13 protein-coding genes are annotated in these 16887 nt (G+C 36.5%); 8 read left to right on the top strand and 5 right to left on the bottom strand.

All coding sequences use genetic code 11. From position 1 onward, the window contains the following. Positions 1 to 6 precede the first annotated feature (6 nt). The gene (locus AAGF08_RS14955) at positions 7 to 774 is read right to left on the bottom strand and encodes a glucose 1-dehydrogenase (RefSeq protein WP_343512079.1); all 768 of its coding nucleotides are present in this window, start codon (positions 772 to 774) and stop codon (positions 7 to 9) included. A gap of 127 nt (positions 775 to 901) precedes the next feature. Between AAGF08_RS14955 and AAGF08_RS14950 the strand changes: the two genes are divergently transcribed. The 3 genes from AAGF08_RS14950 to fabF all read left to right on the top strand — a co-directional run bounded on the left by AAGF08_RS14950 (position 902) and on the right by fabF (position 3705). After that, on the top strand, positions 902 to 1864 hold the full coding sequence (locus tag AAGF08_RS14950; protein WP_343512077.1) for a zinc-dependent alcohol dehydrogenase family protein: 963 nt from the start codon (positions 902 to 904) through the stop codon (positions 1862 to 1864). Between the two features lie 77 nt (positions 1865 to 1941). Further along, positions 1942 to 2364, top strand: coding sequence for a hypothetical protein (locus AAGF08_RS14945; protein ID WP_343512076.1), 423 nt, complete (start codon positions 1942 to 1944; stop codon positions 2362 to 2364). Positions 2365 to 2451: 87 nt separating this feature from the next. Continuing rightward, positions 2452 to 3705 (top strand): beta-ketoacyl-ACP synthase II, encoded by a 1254-nt coding sequence (fabF, locus tag AAGF08_RS14940; RefSeq protein WP_343512075.1) that lies wholly within the window; start codon positions 2452 to 2454, stop codon positions 3703 to 3705. Between the two features lie 62 nt (positions 3706 to 3767). Here the strand turns inward: fabF and trpS are convergent, their stop codons facing one another. Further along, entirely contained in the window at positions 3768 to 4742 is a 975-nt protein-coding gene (trpS, locus tag AAGF08_RS14935) for a tryptophan--tRNA ligase (protein ID WP_343512074.1), read from the bottom strand. 69 nt (positions 4743 to 4811) lie between these two features. Here trpS and AAGF08_RS14930 point away from each other — a divergent pair, with 69 nt between their 5' ends. The 3 genes from AAGF08_RS14930 (at position 4812) to AAGF08_RS14920 (ending at position 10766) form a co-directional block, all read left to right on the top strand. After that, a complete protein-coding gene (locus AAGF08_RS14930; RefSeq protein ID WP_343512073.1) occupies positions 4812 to 5903 on the top strand; it encodes a DUF1573 domain-containing protein in 1092 nt (363 codons plus the stop codon). 95 nt (positions 5904 to 5998) lie between these two features. Next, positions 5999 to 10249: a T9SS type A sorting domain-containing protein gene (locus AAGF08_RS14925; RefSeq protein WP_343512072.1), complete on the top strand. Its 4251-nt coding sequence runs from the start codon at positions 5999 to 6001 to the stop codon at positions 10247 to 10249. 82 nt (positions 10250 to 10331) lie between these two features. Beyond that, positions 10332 to 10766 carry a hypothetical protein gene (locus tag AAGF08_RS14920; RefSeq protein ID WP_343512070.1) on the top strand — a complete coding sequence of 145 codons (435 nt, stop codon included), beginning with the start codon at positions 10332 to 10334 and terminating at the stop codon, positions 10764 to 10766. Between the two features lie 40 nt (positions 10767 to 10806). Here the strand turns inward: AAGF08_RS14920 and AAGF08_RS14915 are convergent, their stop codons facing one another. After that, positions 10807 to 12012, bottom strand: a complete 1206-nt coding sequence (locus tag AAGF08_RS14915) for an acyl-CoA dehydrogenase family protein (RefSeq protein ID WP_343512068.1) — start codon at positions 12010 to 12012, stop codon at positions 10807 to 10809. Between the two features lie 115 nt (positions 12013 to 12127). Between AAGF08_RS14915 and AAGF08_RS14910 the strand changes: the two genes are divergently transcribed. Next, entirely contained in the window at positions 12128 to 13102 is a 975-nt protein-coding gene (locus tag AAGF08_RS14910) for a tryptophan 2,3-dioxygenase family protein (protein WP_343512066.1), read from the top strand. A 73-nt stretch (positions 13103 to 13175) separates the two neighbouring features. Here AAGF08_RS14910 and AAGF08_RS14905 read toward each other — a convergent pair whose 3' ends face one another. Continuing rightward, positions 13176 to 14831, bottom strand: a complete 1656-nt coding sequence (locus tag AAGF08_RS14905; protein WP_343512065.1) for a hypothetical protein — start codon at positions 14829 to 14831, stop codon at positions 13176 to 13178. 2 nt (positions 14832 to 14833) lie between these two features. Further along, positions 14834 to 15874, bottom strand: coding sequence for an alpha/beta hydrolase (locus tag AAGF08_RS14900; RefSeq protein ID WP_343512064.1), 1041 nt, complete (start codon positions 15872 to 15874; stop codon positions 14834 to 14836). 256 nt (positions 15875 to 16130) lie between these two features. Here AAGF08_RS14900 and AAGF08_RS14895 point away from each other — a divergent pair, with 256 nt between their 5' ends. After that, positions 16131 to 16847, top strand: coding sequence for a 6-phosphogluconolactonase (locus tag AAGF08_RS14895; protein WP_343512063.1), 717 nt, complete (start codon positions 16131 to 16133; stop codon positions 16845 to 16847). Positions 16848 to 16887: the final 40 nt, after the last annotated feature.

Raw genomic sequence — 16887 nt, 5'->3', positions numbered from 1 at the left:
AGGGCTTTAAATCGTAAAGCCTCCATCAGCAGTCATAATCGAGCCAGTGGTATAAGAGGATCCTGGAGCAGCTAGAAACAGTGCCAAAGCAGCGATTTCCTCCGTTGTCCCGATGCGTTTAATAGCTAATTGTTTTAGCATGTATTCAAGGATTTTTTCATTGCTCCATAATGCTTCAGAGAATTTAGTTTTGACTATACCTGGACAAATTGCATTTACTCTGATTTTTGAGTCACCCCATTCTTTGGCAAACACTTTGGTCATAGAGACCAAAGCAGCTTTACTCACGCTGTAAATACCAAGTCCAGGTTCTGGTGAAATAGCTCCAATAGAACTGATGTTGATTACCGAACCTGAAGACGATTTCCTTAAATGTGGAAAACATAAATTGCATAAAGCAAATGGAGCTTTCACATTGACGTCCATTATTTTATCGAAAGCTTCTAAACTGGTTTCGTGGATTGGTCCAAATACCGGATTGGTCCCTGCATTATTAACCAAAATGTCCAACTGACCATAGGTTTCTACTGTTTTCTCTACTAAATCGGGCAGCTCCTCCATATTTCCGACGTTGCATGCAATACCAATCGCTTCGTAGCCCATACCTTTCAGTCTAGCAGCCTCCTCATCTAGTTTATCTTGTTTTCTGCTACTTAAGACTACCTTAGCACCTGCTGCAGCAAAAAACTCAGCAATGGTAAGTCCGATTCCTTTACTTGCTCCAGTAATTAATGCAACTTTTCCGTCGAGGGAAAAAACCTTAGATAAATCCATAGTTTGAGATATTTAAGTATAAACCTTAAGATATAAAAAATTGAGGCTTGACCGCTAAGGTGAAGGAATATATCAATAGTTTTATTTAAAATAATTAGTAGATATTGAGAATTTATCAAATCATAACATGAAAGACGTAATTTTTGAACAAGTTGGTAGTCCTTTGGAAGTGCTACAATTAGTGGAATCATCTGATCCAATTCCAAAAAAAAATGAAGTTTTGATACGTGTAACTGCTAGAAATATTAATCCCTCGGATATCATGTTTATTCAGGGTCTGTATGGCATACAACCGAAATTACCAAGTAGTGCAGGCTTTGAAGCCTCCGGGGTAACCGAGTCTGCGGGAACAAGATTTCCAAAAGGGACCCGAGTTATATTTTCCACAACCGGAACTTGGAGAGAATTAATATCGCTTCCGGAATCAACTTTAATTCCTATACCAGAAGGAATGCCTGATGAGGTAGCTTGTCAAGCTGTGGTGAATCCAATGACAGCCTACCTAATGATTGAAAAATCAGGACTTAAGAAAGGCGATTGGTTGTTGATTACTGCAGGCGCTTCTGCGTTTGGCAAATTTGCTATTCAAATGGCAAAAGAAAAAGGAATTAAAGTTGCATGTACAGTGCGTCATGATTCTCAAAAAGAAATTTTGGAAAAGTTGGGAGCAGACTTAGTCGTTAATTCCGAAAAGGAAAAATTACAAAAAGTTATACCTGTAAAAACAGAAGGGGGAGTTCATGTAGCATTTGATGCAGTTGGAGGGATTTTAGGAGCTAAAGCGCTAGCCTCTTTGAGAAAAGATGGACTCATGATGGTTTTCGGAAGCTTAAGTTTAGAAAATATACCCGTAAACAGCGGGCTAATGATATTTAAATCCCTAAAAATTGAGGGGTTTTGGTTGTCAAGTCATATGCAGGAAATGGATCAAAATGAAAGAAAAGAGGCTTTTAAGAAAGTATTTCAATTCTTGACCGATAAAGATTCTCAGATAGATGTAGCCGAAAAATATCCTCTCGAGGAGTTTGCAGAAGCGATAAAAGCTTATGAAAAAGCTGGACGAAATGGAAAAATTATTCTTATCAGTTAATTTCTTTCAAAAATATTCTGCTTAAAAAGCGGGAATGTCCATCTTTGTGCTTTCTTAAACAAAAAAATCAAGAAGGAATGAATTGGGATAAGCTGGATTTAGAGCTCACCGAAATTGTAGAAAAAAGAAATCAATTGGCAGAAATGGACTACAGTGACGCCAAATACGATGATTTGGAAGAGGAACTTCATGATTTGGAGGATGATTTCAATGCGGATTATGAAGAAATTTTGGAAAAAGAGTTAGAGAAAATTTATGCTGTATTAAAATCTGATACAGATATTCTTTTACCAACTGCTTATTTAGCAAATAAATACAAACCTTTACTTCCCGATGCAAAAGGTATTGTCAGTTATGAAGTGGAAGGAAGAGAAGGAGTTCCAATTGAGTCAGATCAATTTGATAGACAGGATGTAAGGTTGGTATTAGTTCCCAATCCAGCTAGATTTCTAATGATTATCAATGGAAATCCACTTAAAGTTTTATGGAGAAGTAGGTAATTTCAGAATTCTTATCAATATAAAAGCCCGGCATTTGTCGGGTTTTTCATTTTTCTTCGAAATAACAAAGAATCTTAACTTTGTATTATGGATCAGACAAGGGTAGTAATTACTGGATTGGGAGCACTTTCCGCATTAGGCCATGATGTGAAAGCCAATTGGGAAGGTGCGAAAAATGGTAAAAGTGGAGCTAAACTCATTTCCTATTTTAATGCAGAAAAGTTTAAAACTCATTTTGCCTCAGAGATTGAAGATTTTGACCCAAGTTTAAAGCTTGATCGGAATGAAATCAAAAGATCTGATTTATATACCCAATACGCATTGTATACAGCAGCAGAAGCAATGGAAGATTCTGGATTAGAAATTTCCAGATTAGATTCACCATTTGATGCTGGCGTTATTTGGGGAACTAGCCAAGGAGGACTCAGTACCTTTGAAAAGGAAATGAGAGAGTTTGTGGAAAATGATTCAAACCCTAGATTCAATCCATTTTTTATTCCAAAATTCCTTGCAAATATGGCTTCTGGAATGATTTCCATGAAATACGGATTGATGGGTATTAATTATACTCCAGTTTCTGCCTGTGCCTCCTCAAATAGTGCCATAATGGATGCATATAACTATATAAAATGGGGAAAAGCTAAAGTGATTTTGACCGGAGGCTCAGATGCGCCTATTAGTGAAGCTTCTATCGGAGGATTCAGTGCTTTGAAAGCCCTATCAACCAGAAATGGAGAGTATCAAAAAGCTTCAAGACCGTTTGATATCGAAAGAGATGGTTTTGTGATGGGAGAGGGGGCTGCAGCTTTGATCCTAGAGGAGTATGAACATGCGAAGAGTCGAGGAGCCAAAATATATGGGGAGATAGTTGGAGCAGCTATGACAGCAGATGCTTATCATATGACAGCTACACATCCTGATGGTTTAGGAGCCTATCAATGTATGAAATTTGCATTGGAAGAAGCTGGGTTGACCATAAAAGAAGTTGATTATGTAAATGCACATGCGACTTCTACCCCATTGGGTGATGTAAGTGAAACTAAGGCCATTTCGAAGTTATGTAATGGAGAAAAAACAAAGCTGCATGTTTCTGCAACTAAATCCATGACCGGACATCTTTTAGGAGCTGCAGGTGCTTTGGAAGCTGTATTTAGTATTAAAGCGATCAATGAAGGGATAATACCTCCAACAATCAATACCGAGAATCTAGATCCAAATATTCCTACTGATATTACAATAGTTTGCTTAAAGGCATTAGAGAAAAAAGTGAAAGTGGCACTAAGTAATACCTTTGGGTTTGGTGGCCATAATGCGACGGTGGTATTCAAAGAATTAGAGTAATTGAAATTTTTATTTTCAATAGGTATAAAAAAAGCTGCTTCATTTAAAGCAGCTTCTCTTTTTTATCTAAAACCCAGTTTAGTCCTGACTTTCTCTAATATAAGTTCTCCAACCGCTTTAGCTTTTTCTTCACCAGCGCTAAGCTTCTTTTCAACTTCATCAGGATTTTCCATGTAGTAATTGAAAAGTTCTCTCTCTTTTCCATACTTATCCAGAATAAGTTCAAGGAATTCTTTTTTAGCATGCCCATAACCATAATTTCCGCCTTGATATTTTCCACGCATTGCCAAGGTTTGTTCCTCGGTGGCTATCAAACTATAAAGTTTAAAAACATTGCAGGTATCCGGATCCTTCGGCTCTTCAAGAGGAGTGCTATCTGTTATAATGCTATTAATATTCTTCTTTAAGGCTTTTTCGGGGAGAAAGATATCGATGTAATTGTTATAGGACTTACTCATTTTTTGTCCGTCAGTACCGGGTATGGTTTTTACCCCTTCATCAATTCTTGCTTCAGGAATGGTTAGAATTTCTTCTTCAACAATTCTGTTAAAAGTAGCTGCAATATCCCGAGTCATTTCCAAATGCTGCATTTGATCTTTTCCAACTGGAATTAAATCTGCAGAATAAAGCAAAATATCAGATGCCATTAGTACAGGGTAGGTAAACAGACCTGCATTTACGTCCGAAAGTCTTTCAGATTTATCTTTGAAACTATGTGCATTTGCAAGCATTGGAAAAGGCGTGAAGCAACTTAGATACCAGGTTAATTCTGCTACCTCAGGTCTTCTTGATTGTCTGTAAAAGACAGTCTTTTCTATATCAAGTCCAAATGCAAGCCAAGCTGCAGCTACAGCTAATGTGTTTTGCTTTCTAACCTCTCCATCTTTTGAACTAGTCAAGGAATGAAAATCAGCGATAAAGATGAAAGACTCTTCTTTGTTTTGCTTAATCAGTTCTATAGCTGGAACAATCGCACCAAGGATATTTCCCAAATGAGGTCTTCCGCTACTCTGAATGCCTGTAAGTACTCTTGCCATTTGTTTAATTTTGGCGCAAATTAAGTAAAACAGGATATAATCCATTTGAAATTATGCGTTAATTGCAACATGAGCAAAATTCCCATTTCATTTCTTTCTTTCGTTGTTTTCACCTTCCTTTTACAACCTGTTCAGGCTCAGGAAACTGTGATTCCGAAGTTGATCTGGAAGGTCAATAAGCTTGATCTAGGGACAGTTTTTGAAGAGCAGGGTAAACAAATCGCTGAATTTGAATTTACACACACACAAGATTCACTTTTTTATATCGAAGATGTCTGGACAGACTGTGGCTGTACTACAGTTGATTTTACAAAGGATACCCTCGAAGTAGGAGAAACAGGAACACTTCAAGTTTCTTTTGATCCCTCTTCAGGCGCTGGTTATTTTAACCGAATGGTTATTGTCAAGGGAAACCTACAGAATTTACAAGATACCTTGTACTTAGAAGGAACTGCGATCCCATATCCAGATAATCCTGAAAAAATTTATTCGACAAAAATAGCTAATGTTGGTTTTCGACTTCCCAAATTGAATATGGGGGAGGTTTTTACCAACGTTCCAAAAATTAAGATGTTAGAGTTTTACAATTTTGGAGAAGAAACTCTTTATGCAGATAGCTTGAAATATAATGTGCCTGAGTTTATTCAAATCTCTCAAGTTACAGATTTTGTTAGACCACAAGAAAGAGGTTTAATCCAAGTTTTATATGATGGATTGACAAAAAATGAGTTAGGTTTTGTGGAAGATCAATTTGCAATTTCCTGGGATTCTTTATCAGTGATCCCAATCCCAGTTTTGGCAGAGGTGTTTGAATATTTTCCTCCATTCTCAAAAGATGAACTGAATGTAGTTCCTCAAATGGTCTTAAGTGCAAATGAAATTGATTTGAAAAAGATTTCAGCCAACACAATCAAAAATGAAAGAGTTGAAATTACCAATAAAGGTCAGAGAGTTTTAGAGATCAGAAAAATCCAAGGGAACTGTAAATGTCTGAAACTGGAAATCTCGAAAACTGAAATAAACCCTGGTGAATCGATAGAGCTCCGAATTACATTTGACCCTAGTGGACGCAAGGGAATTGATCAGAGAAATATCTATTTATTCAGTAATGATCCCGTAAATCCAGTACAATTACTAATTCTGAAGAGTAGGGTTGATTAATACTATTTGTCATGAAATAAAATTCTTAAATTGACCTATACCAAGTAAAAACAAGCAGATAGTTTATTTTGAACAATTAAAATTTTTGATTCTTTATGCTAAAAAGAATTCCCATCCTGTTCTTATTTTTTTTGGCATGCATATCCGCCCAGGGTTCTGTAAAATATGCTTCTCCATCCGGGGATTCTTCAAATTCAGGAATAGATGAGAATAATCCTTGGAGTTTAGACTTTGCTTTGGGAGTAGGTTCACCCCTCGTCCCTGGTGACTCTTTGATTCTATTGGACGGAACTTATGAGGGAAATTTTCAAAGTTACTTAAACGGTACTAGTGCTAATCCCATTTTTATTGTTTCCCAAAACGATGGTATGGCTATCATTGATGCTGGTAAAAATAAAAGCAACGGTACAGGCCTTTTAATTTATGGTTCTCATACTTGGTTTGTTGGATTGAAAGTCACCTCATCTTCCACGGTAAGGAGTTCGGATGCGAGCAATGGCTTTGCTGAAATAAAAGATGAATTGGGTATCACTGTCTTTGGGGACAATATCAAAATCATCAATTGTTGGGTTTATGATATTGTGGGCGGGGGAATAGAATTATGGAGAAATGGTTTCAATAATGAAGTCTATGGATCCATCATTTTCAATAATGGTTCACAAGGTGACACAAGAGGAAATGGACATGGTTTTTATGTGCAGCATCAAGATGAAAATCAGCCGAAAATCCTTGAAAACAATATAGTTTTTCAAAATGCTTCCCAGGGAATAAACCTATATACCACGGATCCTGAAAATAAGGGAATGAAGGTTATCCGAAATGTATCTTTCAATACAGGTGTCATTGCAACAGTAAATTTTTCAGTTCATCGACCTCCTCATAATTTTACGGTGGGTTCTAGGAATAACCTGAGTTCGGAAGTGGTTATAACAGACAATGTTTTTTACCGAGATTTGCAAGGTTCAAGATTAACAGCAGATCAAGTTAGAAATGTTACATTAGGTAGGACCTATATGCCTAATGAAAACATAAGCTTTAGCGAAAATCTCATTTATGGGGGAGGGAATCTCATGGAAATTTTACCGCTAAATAATCTAGAAATCCGATCCAATCAGTTTTACAATGCCCATGGTAACTTCTATGCGGTATCAGGTGATAAAACATCATTTCCCAATGCCAACTGGAATTCGAATTTTTTTTTCAACTTAAATAATCAGGACAAACCTTTCAATGGACTAACTTTTGATACTTGGAAAGCCAATTTTGGATTTGATTTAGCCTCACAATTCTCTCCAGATCCCATCACAGATCAGGAAGTTTTGATTACCCGAAACAAATACGATCCTACCAAATTTTATGTCACGATTCTGAAACTAAATTCTAATCCAGAAGCAGCTGTTGATTTTTCTGAATTCCAAAACTTGAAAGGAAAAAGCTATGAAATAATTGATTTTCAAAACCCTTTTGACCCAACTCAAAATGTAGAAGGTGTCTATCAGGGAAATGCTATTTCATTTCCTATGAATTGGGAAAAATCCATGCAGCCGAATGGAAATATGCCATTTCAGGTGGTTCACACAGATCGGACTTTTGGAACTTTTATGGTAAAATTCGAATCTTTGGAAGATTTTGAATTGCCAAAAGTAAAAGAGTCAATTGAAATTTTTCTTGATGAAGTAGGGAGAGCCCAAGTTCAACTTTCGGATTTACTAGAAAGTTTTGGGTCTTTTTTACCGGAAGAATTCACGTTGTCAAAGACTGAAATAGATTGTTCGGATACTCCGGAAACTACAATTAAAGTAACTGGTGTAAATGTTTCTTCAAGCCAGGAATGGGTGGAGGAAATTACTATGGCAGTATTGGATACGATTACCCCTGTTTTTGAGGAGAAATTCACTCCTGTTGATCTCAATTTTGATAAGTCAATTGGAGAATTGGTTTTAAATCCTTTGGACTTTTTCACCAAATTACCTGTAGATAATTGTGGGTTGGACGGAATTAAAATTGAATTGAGTCAATCTAAGATAACATGTGCGGATATTGATTCGGAAAGATTGACCTACCCAGTTTTTTTCGACATTACTGTATCTGATCGCTCAGGAAATTCGAGAGTTTTTCCTGCTGCGGCAAATTTGAAAATTGGAGAATCTAAAAAAGTATCAATTGAGGCAACTGGAACATTGTATCAAGGAGGTTCGGTAGAATTAAGGCTTGGCAATGAATTGGAATACGAAGTTCTGGAATGGAGGAAAAATTCAAGCCTAGTTCCTGATCAAATAGGAAAAACTTTGGTGGTTACTACCCCTGGCCTCTATACAGCCTGGTTAATGTTAGCCAATGGGTGTATGGTTGATTCTGAAATTTTCGAAGTATTAGATTCTGAAGTGCCTTTTCCACCTGTCAAGGATGTTATTGAATTGGCTTTAAATGAAAATGGTACAGCTGAACTATCTAAGGATCAAATTTTTATTGATTGGCCGATTTCTGATGATATAGAAGTTAGTTTAAGTCAAAGTAAATTTTCATGTCAAGACCTTGGAGAAAATTTTATTCTTGTCACCTTATCAAAATCAGATGGTTCGAAACAAGAGTCGGAAATTCTAGTCAAAGTGGTAGATGAAATACCTCCTGTACTGGATTGGAAATCAGCTGAATATAGCTTTGATCTTAGCAAAGGGGAGCTTGTCTTTGATGTGCAGGATTTCATCGTTTCACCACCCACTGACAATTGTGGTTCTGAAGGCCTTCAAGTAAGTTTGAGCAAAACATCTGTGACCTGTGCGGATGTCGATTCAGAACTTGTAAACTATCCTATTGACGTGGATATAATTGTGACAGATGCTTCTGGAAATACATCAGTTTATCCCACTTATGCGCTACTTGTATTTACAGAGTCCCAAAAAGTTTCTTTGACTGCTCAGGGCACTCTTTATGAGGGTAGGACGGTAGAACTGCGCTTGGGAGAGGAATTGAATTATGATGTTTGGGAATGGCGTAAAGATTTATCTCAGATTTCTGGCGAGAAAGGAAATTCTATTATCATAGATAGTCCTGGAAGGTATACCGCTGTTTTAGCTTTGGAAAATGGCTGTTTGGTTAGCTCAGAGACATTGCTAATAGAAGTAGAGGAAGTTCCTTTCCCTCCAGTGAAAGAAGCGGTCAATTTAGAGCTTAATGAGCAGGGTATTGCGAAACTCGAAATTGAATCGGTATTTGAATCATGGCCTTTTGAAAGCTCAGGGTTTAGTTTTGACCTTTCACAATCGGAATTTGATTGTGCAGATATAGGCGATAATATTATTCAGCTTCAAATCTCTGCGGAAGATGGTGCCGAATGGACTTTTGATATTTCAGTTTTTGTAGAAGATAAGCTTGGACCGATTTTAGAAACTAAAAATCTGGAACTTGAATTAGATTTAACTATAGGTTCGCTTGAGTTAAAAGCCGAAGACTTTATTGAATTACTTGAAGATAATTGCGAAATAAAAGAATTGACAATCAATAGAAATTCTATCGATTGTGAATCCGTGGGTAAGGAAATTCAAGTGGAGCTCAGAGCTGTAGATGGTGTTGGGAATGTCACCGAAAAATCAGCAGTTGTCACGGTGAAATCTCTTGTAACTAAACCTGTAATAATATCTGGACCCGAAAGTATTTGTGTCGGAGAAAGCGGAGAAATTAAATTAACCAGCGAAGCTCTTTTCGAAGTTGTTCGTTGGAGAAGAAATGGAGATGAAATAGAAGGACAAACAGGAAAGGTATTACCGATTGAAGAAGGCGGAATTTACCATGCTGTTATCAGATATGAGGGCGGCTGCCTATTTGAAACAGAAAAAATAGAAATCGAATCCTTTGAAAAGCCAAGCGGTGAAATAGAAGAAGATGGAAATATTTTAAGAGCCCCTGAAGGTTACGAATATCAATGGTTTAGAAATGGTGAAATTTTACCTGAAGAGACAGAAAGGACCATTGTTCTGAGTCAGATGGGCCTTTACACGGTAGAACTAACTAATGAAGCCGGTTGCAAAGCGATGCTTCCTGCTATTGAAGTGACTATTTCTGGGATCTTGGGAGGTAAAATAGAATCTCAAGAATTGAAAATTTATCCTAACCCAGTTTCCTCAGAAGTAACTGTGGAGGCGACGGGTGATCTAGAATTTGCTGAAAGTAGTTGGAAGATTTATGATATGAATGGGAGGAATTTAAATGTAACTATTCAAGTCTTGAATCAAACTTCAACTAGGTTAACCTTTGATGTTTCAGATTTGGCAAATGGAACGTATCTCATTACTGTAGAAAGTACCCAAAGCAAAATATTCTTAGGGAGAATAATAAAAATGAAATAGCATATTTTAAAATTTCTTCAATTTCTTGTTGCGAATTTGGATTGTTTTCGTTTCAGGTTTATCAAAAACCAATTCAGGAAAAATGAAAAAAATCTTATTTGCAATTCTGATCTCTACCGCTTTTATTTTTAGTTGCAGTGAAGATGAAGATCCTACAATCAAAGTAACGTATGAGGTGATTACAAGCGGAGGTGCAAGCTGGTACGGGGAATTTGATGACGAAAACGGAGAAAGAATCAATACCTTTGAAATGGCTGGCAGTTTACTTCCTAGTGGATGGAAATATAGTTTTGAGCCAAAGGTGTCTCCAATAATAGTTACTATCCATGGTACCGCAGATTGCTCTGAATGTGTGGGTGACGTTCAGAGAGAACCTTCTGAAGATATAACAGTAAATATTTATATAAATGACAAATTAGTTCAGACCCAAACCAATACATGTAGGGAATGTACTATAGGACCTATTAAAGGCATGGCTACTGTCTGGTTAAAAATTCCTGAAGAGTTGGAGAATTAAAAAAAAGCCCTGAAATCAAGTAGTTTCAGGGCTATTTCTATTATTTAAAGGCGGGGATTCCGGTAATTTCGTGTCCAAGAATAAGTAGATGGATGTCATGGGTCCCTTCATAGGTAATGACCGACTCTAAATTCATCATATGACGCATAATTGGATATTCTCCTGTGATCCCCATTCCACCATGGATCTGTCTGGCTTCTCTGGCTATGTTTAGAGCCATTTCTACATTATTTCTTTTAGCCATGGAAATATGAACGGTTTTGGCTTTTCCTTCATTCATCATTTTCCCTACTTTCCAGGCCAAAAGTTGTGCTTTTGTTATTTCAGTTAGCATTTCTGCCAATTTTTTTTGTACGAGTTGAAAACTTGCTATTGGCTTATCAAACTGAATTCTTTCCATTGCATATTTTCTGGCGGATTCATAGCAGTCCATTGCAGCACCGATAGCTCCCCAAGCAATACCAAATCTAGCAGAATCCAAACACATCAAAGGGGCTCCCAATCCAGACTTGTTAGGCAATAAGTTTTCTTTTGGCACCTTCACATTGTCAAAAACTAATTCACCCGTACAGGAGGCTCTCAAGGACCATTTATTATGAGTAGTAGGAGTGGAGAATCCTTCCATACCCCTTTCCACTATCAAACCGTGAATTCTTCCTTCTTCATTTTTTGCCCAAACTACAGCAATATCTGCCTCAGGTGAATTTGAAATCCACATTTTAGCTCCATTTAACAGGTAATGATCCCCCATATCTTTAAAATTGGTAATCATACCGCTGGGATTGGATCCGTGATCTGGCTCTGTTAGACCAAAACATCCCAGCATTTCTCCAGAAGCTAGTTTGGGTAAGTATTTTTTTCTTTGCTCCTCAGATCCAAACTTATAGATGGGATGCATGACCAAAGAACCCTGAACAGAGGCTGTTGACCGCATACCGGAATCACCTCTTTCAATCTCTTGCATAATCAACCCATAGGAAATGTAATCCAATCCTCCACCGCCATATTCCGTGGGGATTTGAGGGCCGAAAGCACCTACCTCACCGAATTTTTTTACTATTTCACTGGGAAAATGAGCTCTTTGAGCCCAATTTTCTATGTAAGGTGAAATTTCTTTTTTAACGAAATCTCTTATCGAACTTCTGATTAAAAGATGCTCCTCTGTCAGTAAATCGTCGATTTGAAGGAAATCAACTCCTTCAAATAAGTCTTGCTTTTGGGTTTTCTGGATTGATTTTGACTCCATTGTCTTTTGGTTAATTAGGATGAATCAGTGATTTTTGTCAAGTCTAATAACTACTGATTGCACCGAAGTAAATACTTTGCTTCCTAAAAGTCTATCTTTTTTAATTAAATTCAATATGAAACAAGATCAATTTGACCCAAAAATCCTTGATAAAATTGAACAACTTCAAAGTAAGTTTAAAGCATCGGGTCAAGATATGCTTTCTTATTTGGAAGGCTTACTTTATGCAGACTATCTAACGTATTGGGAATACATAAATTTGGATGTCTTGTTATCTCTACAGCAACCAAAAACTTCTTTTCCTGATGAGAAAATTTTTATCATTTATCATCAGATAACTGAATTGTATTTCAAATTGATAATTTCTGAAATAGAGCAAATATCTATTCAGGAACCAATAACTAATTCATTTTTTACGAATAGGTTGGAACGAATCAATATGTATTTTGATCATCTGATTAGTTCTTTTGCGATGATGTGGAAAGGAATGGAAAAGGAGCAGTTTCTTAAATTTAGGATGTCACTATTGCCTTCCAGTGGCTTTCAATCAGCCCAGTATAGAGAAATTGAGCTGATGGCAGCAGATGCTTTTAATTTAGTTTCATTGAAAAATAGGGATGAGCATGATTACCATTCACCTGCAGACGATTTATTTGAACATCTATATTGGCAACAAGGTGCCATAGAATTGGCTACAGGACAGAAAACTCTGACCTTGAAAAACTTTGAAATCAAGTATGGAAAGAGACTTAAAGAAACAATTGAACAATATAGACGTAAAAACTTATGGCAGAAGTATATAGATTGTTCAGATAAGTCGAATGAATTGACGGAGGCAATGAAACAACTCGATCTCAAAGCGAATGTATTCTGGCCTTTGGCACATTATAAATCTGCAGTGAGATATCTTCAAAGAGATCCTGTTGATATAGCGGCTACCGGAGGTACCAACTGGCAAAAGTATTTACCACCTCGTTTTCAAAAAGTTATTTTCTTTCCTGAACTCTGGACTGAACAGGAAAAAGAAGAATGGGGAAAAGGATGGGTTGTTAAAGAAATTTTTGGGGAAGATACCCCAAGTAAGTTTTAATTTGAACTCGAAAAATCATAATCAAATCTAAGCCGATGCTTAAAATAAAATGTTGGCTTAGATTTGATTGGTATCATAATTTTCGATCTGGATAATGCTTCTTCACGAAATTTGCAGCATTGTTAAAGCAAAAATCTTCTACAGCAGACCTTACCTCCTCTATATTATTTAAATGAGATAAATGTTTGGGGTTTTCATTTTTTCGCGTTTGTTCGATTTCAAAAATTAGGTTTCCAGCAAAAACCTCAAATTCCAAAACCGAAGGATATGGATTAGGCGGATCAATTAATCCTTCGAAATCCGTTCCAATAGTAAGGCATTTCCAGACCTTATGAGCTTCCTTTTCCGGAAGGTTATTATAAGCACTTTCTATAATGGCATTTATATTTTCCCAAATCAGTTGAATCCCATTTCTGGAAGTTTTCTTATCGGTGGATTTAATACCAAGAATACGTTGGTCAAATGATAATCCAAACAAGCCTTCTGTCTTCACAATCATTTGGATATCCTCATCACACAGGTTAATATTCCAGGAATTGAATTTACCTTTTGGCTGGTTTTTGATCAGTTCTTTTCTCGCCTTTTTACTTAAATGACTTTCATCTCCACATAATTCGCAGTAATCGTCTCTTTCGCTATCCTGAAGTTTTATATGTTCATCCAAGCTTTTTCGTCCCGAATACCCACAATGTGAACCGATTACGGGGATCACATCTCCTTTTTCAAAACACTTATTTACTATTTTCTCATAATATTCTTGTCGGGATTTCGCACTCATATGTTTTACATCGATGAGTATGCGGTATCCAAGATCTGGGTCTCTTTCTAACTTTTTATCCAAACTGAGTAATTCTCTTATAATCCTTTCTCCGTTTGGATTAAAGCCCTCATTCATTTTATTGCTTTGATCTAATAATAACTTGCCGACATCGGGAATTGAGTGCGCATGTCCACAAAGCTTGTTGTCAAAATGGTGGGCGAAAGTGATGAAGAAAATAGGGACAGGCCATTCTTTTTTGATGTGTTTTACTCTTCTAGATATCTCCGCTGTGCTAGCCCGATCCGTACCCAGCGCATGAGCCCCTTCAATAGTGATCACCATTGTGATTTCATCATCTTTCGTCAAGGATTCATTTAATTGCGTTGGATTTTGAGGAACGAGATACATTGCTTGTTTGACATTCAATTCAGCACCTACATATTTTCCTCTTCTTTTCTCAGATTCTAAAATCCGTCTAAAAAGTCCAGGCGTAAAGATTTTATTTTTTTCAATTCTATTACCATTATCTGAAAGAACAAACTTTAACTCTCTATTAAGTGAGTCCCAATAATCGTATCCTGAAGACTGAAAATAATCGACGGCCTCATCAGGAATTCTCATATAGGCTGTTTGAATAAAATCTCGTAAAGGAAGTTTATGGGAGGTGGCGAAAGCAATCAAAAATCTATACCATTTGTCTTTTCCTGGAGTAGGTTTAAACCCTTTGACAAATTGCCTTTCTAGGGGATAAAGTGAATTAAATGTAAGCCGTACATTTCCATTCCAGACTTTCACCAAATCCGCCTGACTGTACGAGGCTCCCATTTTCCCTTTGAGATACCCTTTTCTATTGGATGAAATAACTGTCCAGGGAGTAAATGATCCCTTCCTTTCGAAACGACCAGGATTCTCCTGCATCCAAAAATGAGCACGCATATGGTTATGCGTATGTAAGTCAGAGAATTTCATATTTAAAAATTAAATATTGAGCTCTCTCCCCAAAACACTTTTTTAATATCTTCAACGACTGAATCTGAGTTGGTATAATACCAATGATGAACTGTTTCATGTAAAATACCATCATCATCTTGGATATCAGTTACATCGCATTCATACACATCATCTGGTAATTTGTCATTCTTTTTAGAACCCCATCTCCCCAATCTGTTAAAGGCATTTTTGGTGGTTTCTGAGACTCCAAGAGCCAAATCCTTATTATGGAAATAAATATGAATCCTTTTTCCCAAATCTATCAATTGATACATTGGTTTTGGGCTTTCTATGGCGTCATAATCAATATCCGCTCCTGCCAAGATTATTTCTTCAAATAGGCTTGTCATTGTTACATTTACTTGGGATAGGTCACTTACCATGTTCTCTAAAACACGATTTCCCATACTATGGCAGAGCAAATGTATTTTTTGTTCACAAAGCGGTTGTTTCTCTTTGACTAATTTTTGTTTAAAAAACTCCTTTAAGCTTGCCATGGATCTAGCCAATGCAAAACCTGATTGCTTAGCATCATAGGCATCTTCCCTGTATTTCAATAGCTTCTTTTTAGCAGGCCAGGTGAAAAGGACAATATGGGTTATCGGTGAGTCCTCTGGTTCTACATATCTTCTATGAAGATCTGCAAGAGTTTGCATAGATGTTTCCAAATCGGATTTGAAACCGTGGATGAAAACTAAAATATCTTGTCTTTTTTTTGAGTCAATTCCACTTTTGTAGAGCTCCTCAAATATCTGTGAGGAAGGGAAAATACTTTTGTCTACCGACTGATTGTCAGCATATTTTTTTAAGGTACTTTCATTGACTTCTGGAATAATATTGATTTTAAAGTCCTTTAATTTTTTTGCTTTTTTAGGATCGAAACTGACAGTGCCATACCGTAAATTATGACGGGCTTCTTCATCTCCGTCCATCCGCATGAATTCATTTTCATTAACTGAAATGTAGCTTTTGCTTTTCCGGGAAGTAACTTCCCTGTTTGTTATGAGGTAATGGGTAGCCATTTGATTTAAGGTTTAGAAAAATTAGAAATCAGTAAACTTTAATCCGCTATAAAAAGAAGATAATTTTTATTCTTAATTGAGAATACAATTCCTTAATTTCTTTAATAATTAGCTGAATATCAAGTTATGGTAAGCCCAATCTTATGATTTCTAGTTTTTATTAAATTTGAAATCACAGATTAACCTTTCAACAAATTCTTACTTTCAAAAAAAGAATGTTGAAAAATCTAATTTCCCTCTTAAAAAAAAACCTTTTATGTATACTCACTTTTGTTCTGATTTTGCTCAAATGAGTAAAAAAGGTGCTGATTTAGTTCACCTTGAAGTTGAAAAAAAACCGGACCTTTTATTTTGTGCAGCGAGTGGGGGTTCTCCGTCTGGTCTATATGAATTGATGCATAAGAAACATCAAATCAACCCTAAATTCTTTAAAAAAATGCGTGTCCTTAAATTGGATGAATGGGTAGGGTTACCTCCTGATTCAACCTTCACCTCTGAATTTGATATCAAAGAAAAATTATTGAACAAATTAGAGATCTCAACAGATCGCTATATCTCTTTTAATAGCCAAACCAAAAATCCTGATGAAGAATGCAAAAGGATTGAAAATGAAATTCTAAAATCAGGCCCCATCGATATCTGTATTTTGGGAATTGGTCAGAATGGACATATCGCCTTAAATGAACCAGGAGAAAAATTGACTCTTGATTGCCACGTTGCTGAACTCTCCAGAACTACCTTATCCAGTGGGATGATTCAATCAGTGGGGATTCCCTTAAAATATGGTATGACCTTGGGAGTTGGAACTATCATGAGTGCAAAGATGGTCCTTTTATTTATTGCTGGGAAAGGAAAAGAAAAAGCTTTACAAACCCTTCTAAAAAAGGAAATCACAACAAAATTACCGGCTTCAATGCTTTGGATGCATCCGAATGCTCATTTGATCATCGATCAGTCTTCAATTGAAGATTAAAAGGAAAATATATAAATGAAGTGCCCCTAAAAATCAGAAA

The sequence above is a fragment of the Algoriphagus sp. SE2 genome (assembly GCF_039563885.1).
Classification (GTDB): Bacteria; Bacteroidota; Bacteroidia; order Cytophagales; family Cyclobacteriaceae; genus Algoriphagus.
The sequence above is the reverse complement of the archived record's forward strand: the minus strand, read 5'-3'. Positions and strand labels throughout refer to the sequence as shown.

Coding starts and splice junctions, on each gene's coding strand:
- AAGF08_RS14955 (WP_343512079.1), bottom strand. CDS start 774: ATGGATTTATCTAAGGTTTTTTCCCTCGACGGAAAAGTTGCATTAATT.
- AAGF08_RS14950 (WP_343512077.1), top strand. CDS start 902: ATGAAAGACGTAATTTTTGAACAAGTTGGTAGTCCTTTGGAAGTGCTA.
- AAGF08_RS14945 (WP_343512076.1), top strand. CDS start 1,942: ATGAATTGGGATAAGCTGGATTTAGAGCTCACCGAAATTGTAGAAAAA.
- fabF (WP_343512075.1), top strand. CDS start 2,452: ATGGATCAGACAAGGGTAGTAATTACTGGATTGGGAGCACTTTCCGCA.
- trpS (WP_343512074.1), bottom strand. CDS start 4,742: ATGGCAAGAGTACTTACAGGCATTCAGAGTAGCGGAAGACCTCATTTG.
- AAGF08_RS14930 (WP_343512073.1), top strand. CDS start 4,812: ATGAGCAAAATTCCCATTTCATTTCTTTCTTTCGTTGTTTTCACCTTC.
- AAGF08_RS14925 (WP_343512072.1), top strand. CDS start 5,999: ATGCTAAAAAGAATTCCCATCCTGTTCTTATTTTTTTTGGCATGCATA.
- AAGF08_RS14920 (WP_343512070.1), top strand. CDS start 10,332: ATGAAAAAAATCTTATTTGCAATTCTGATCTCTACCGCTTTTATTTTT.
- AAGF08_RS14915 (WP_343512068.1), bottom strand. CDS start 12,012: ATGGAGTCAAAATCAATCCAGAAAACCCAAAAGCAAGACTTATTTGAA.
- AAGF08_RS14910 (WP_343512066.1), top strand. CDS start 12,128: ATGAAACAAGATCAATTTGACCCAAAAATCCTTGATAAAATTGAACAA.
- AAGF08_RS14905 (WP_343512065.1), bottom strand. CDS start 14,831: ATGAAATTCTCTGACTTACATACGCATAACCATATGCGTGCTCATTTT.
- AAGF08_RS14900 (WP_343512064.1), bottom strand. CDS start 15,874: ATGGCTACCCATTACCTCATAACAAACAGGGAAGTTACTTCCCGGAAA.
- AAGF08_RS14895 (WP_343512063.1), top strand. CDS start 16,131: ATGTATACTCACTTTTGTTCTGATTTTGCTCAAATGAGTAAAAAAGGT.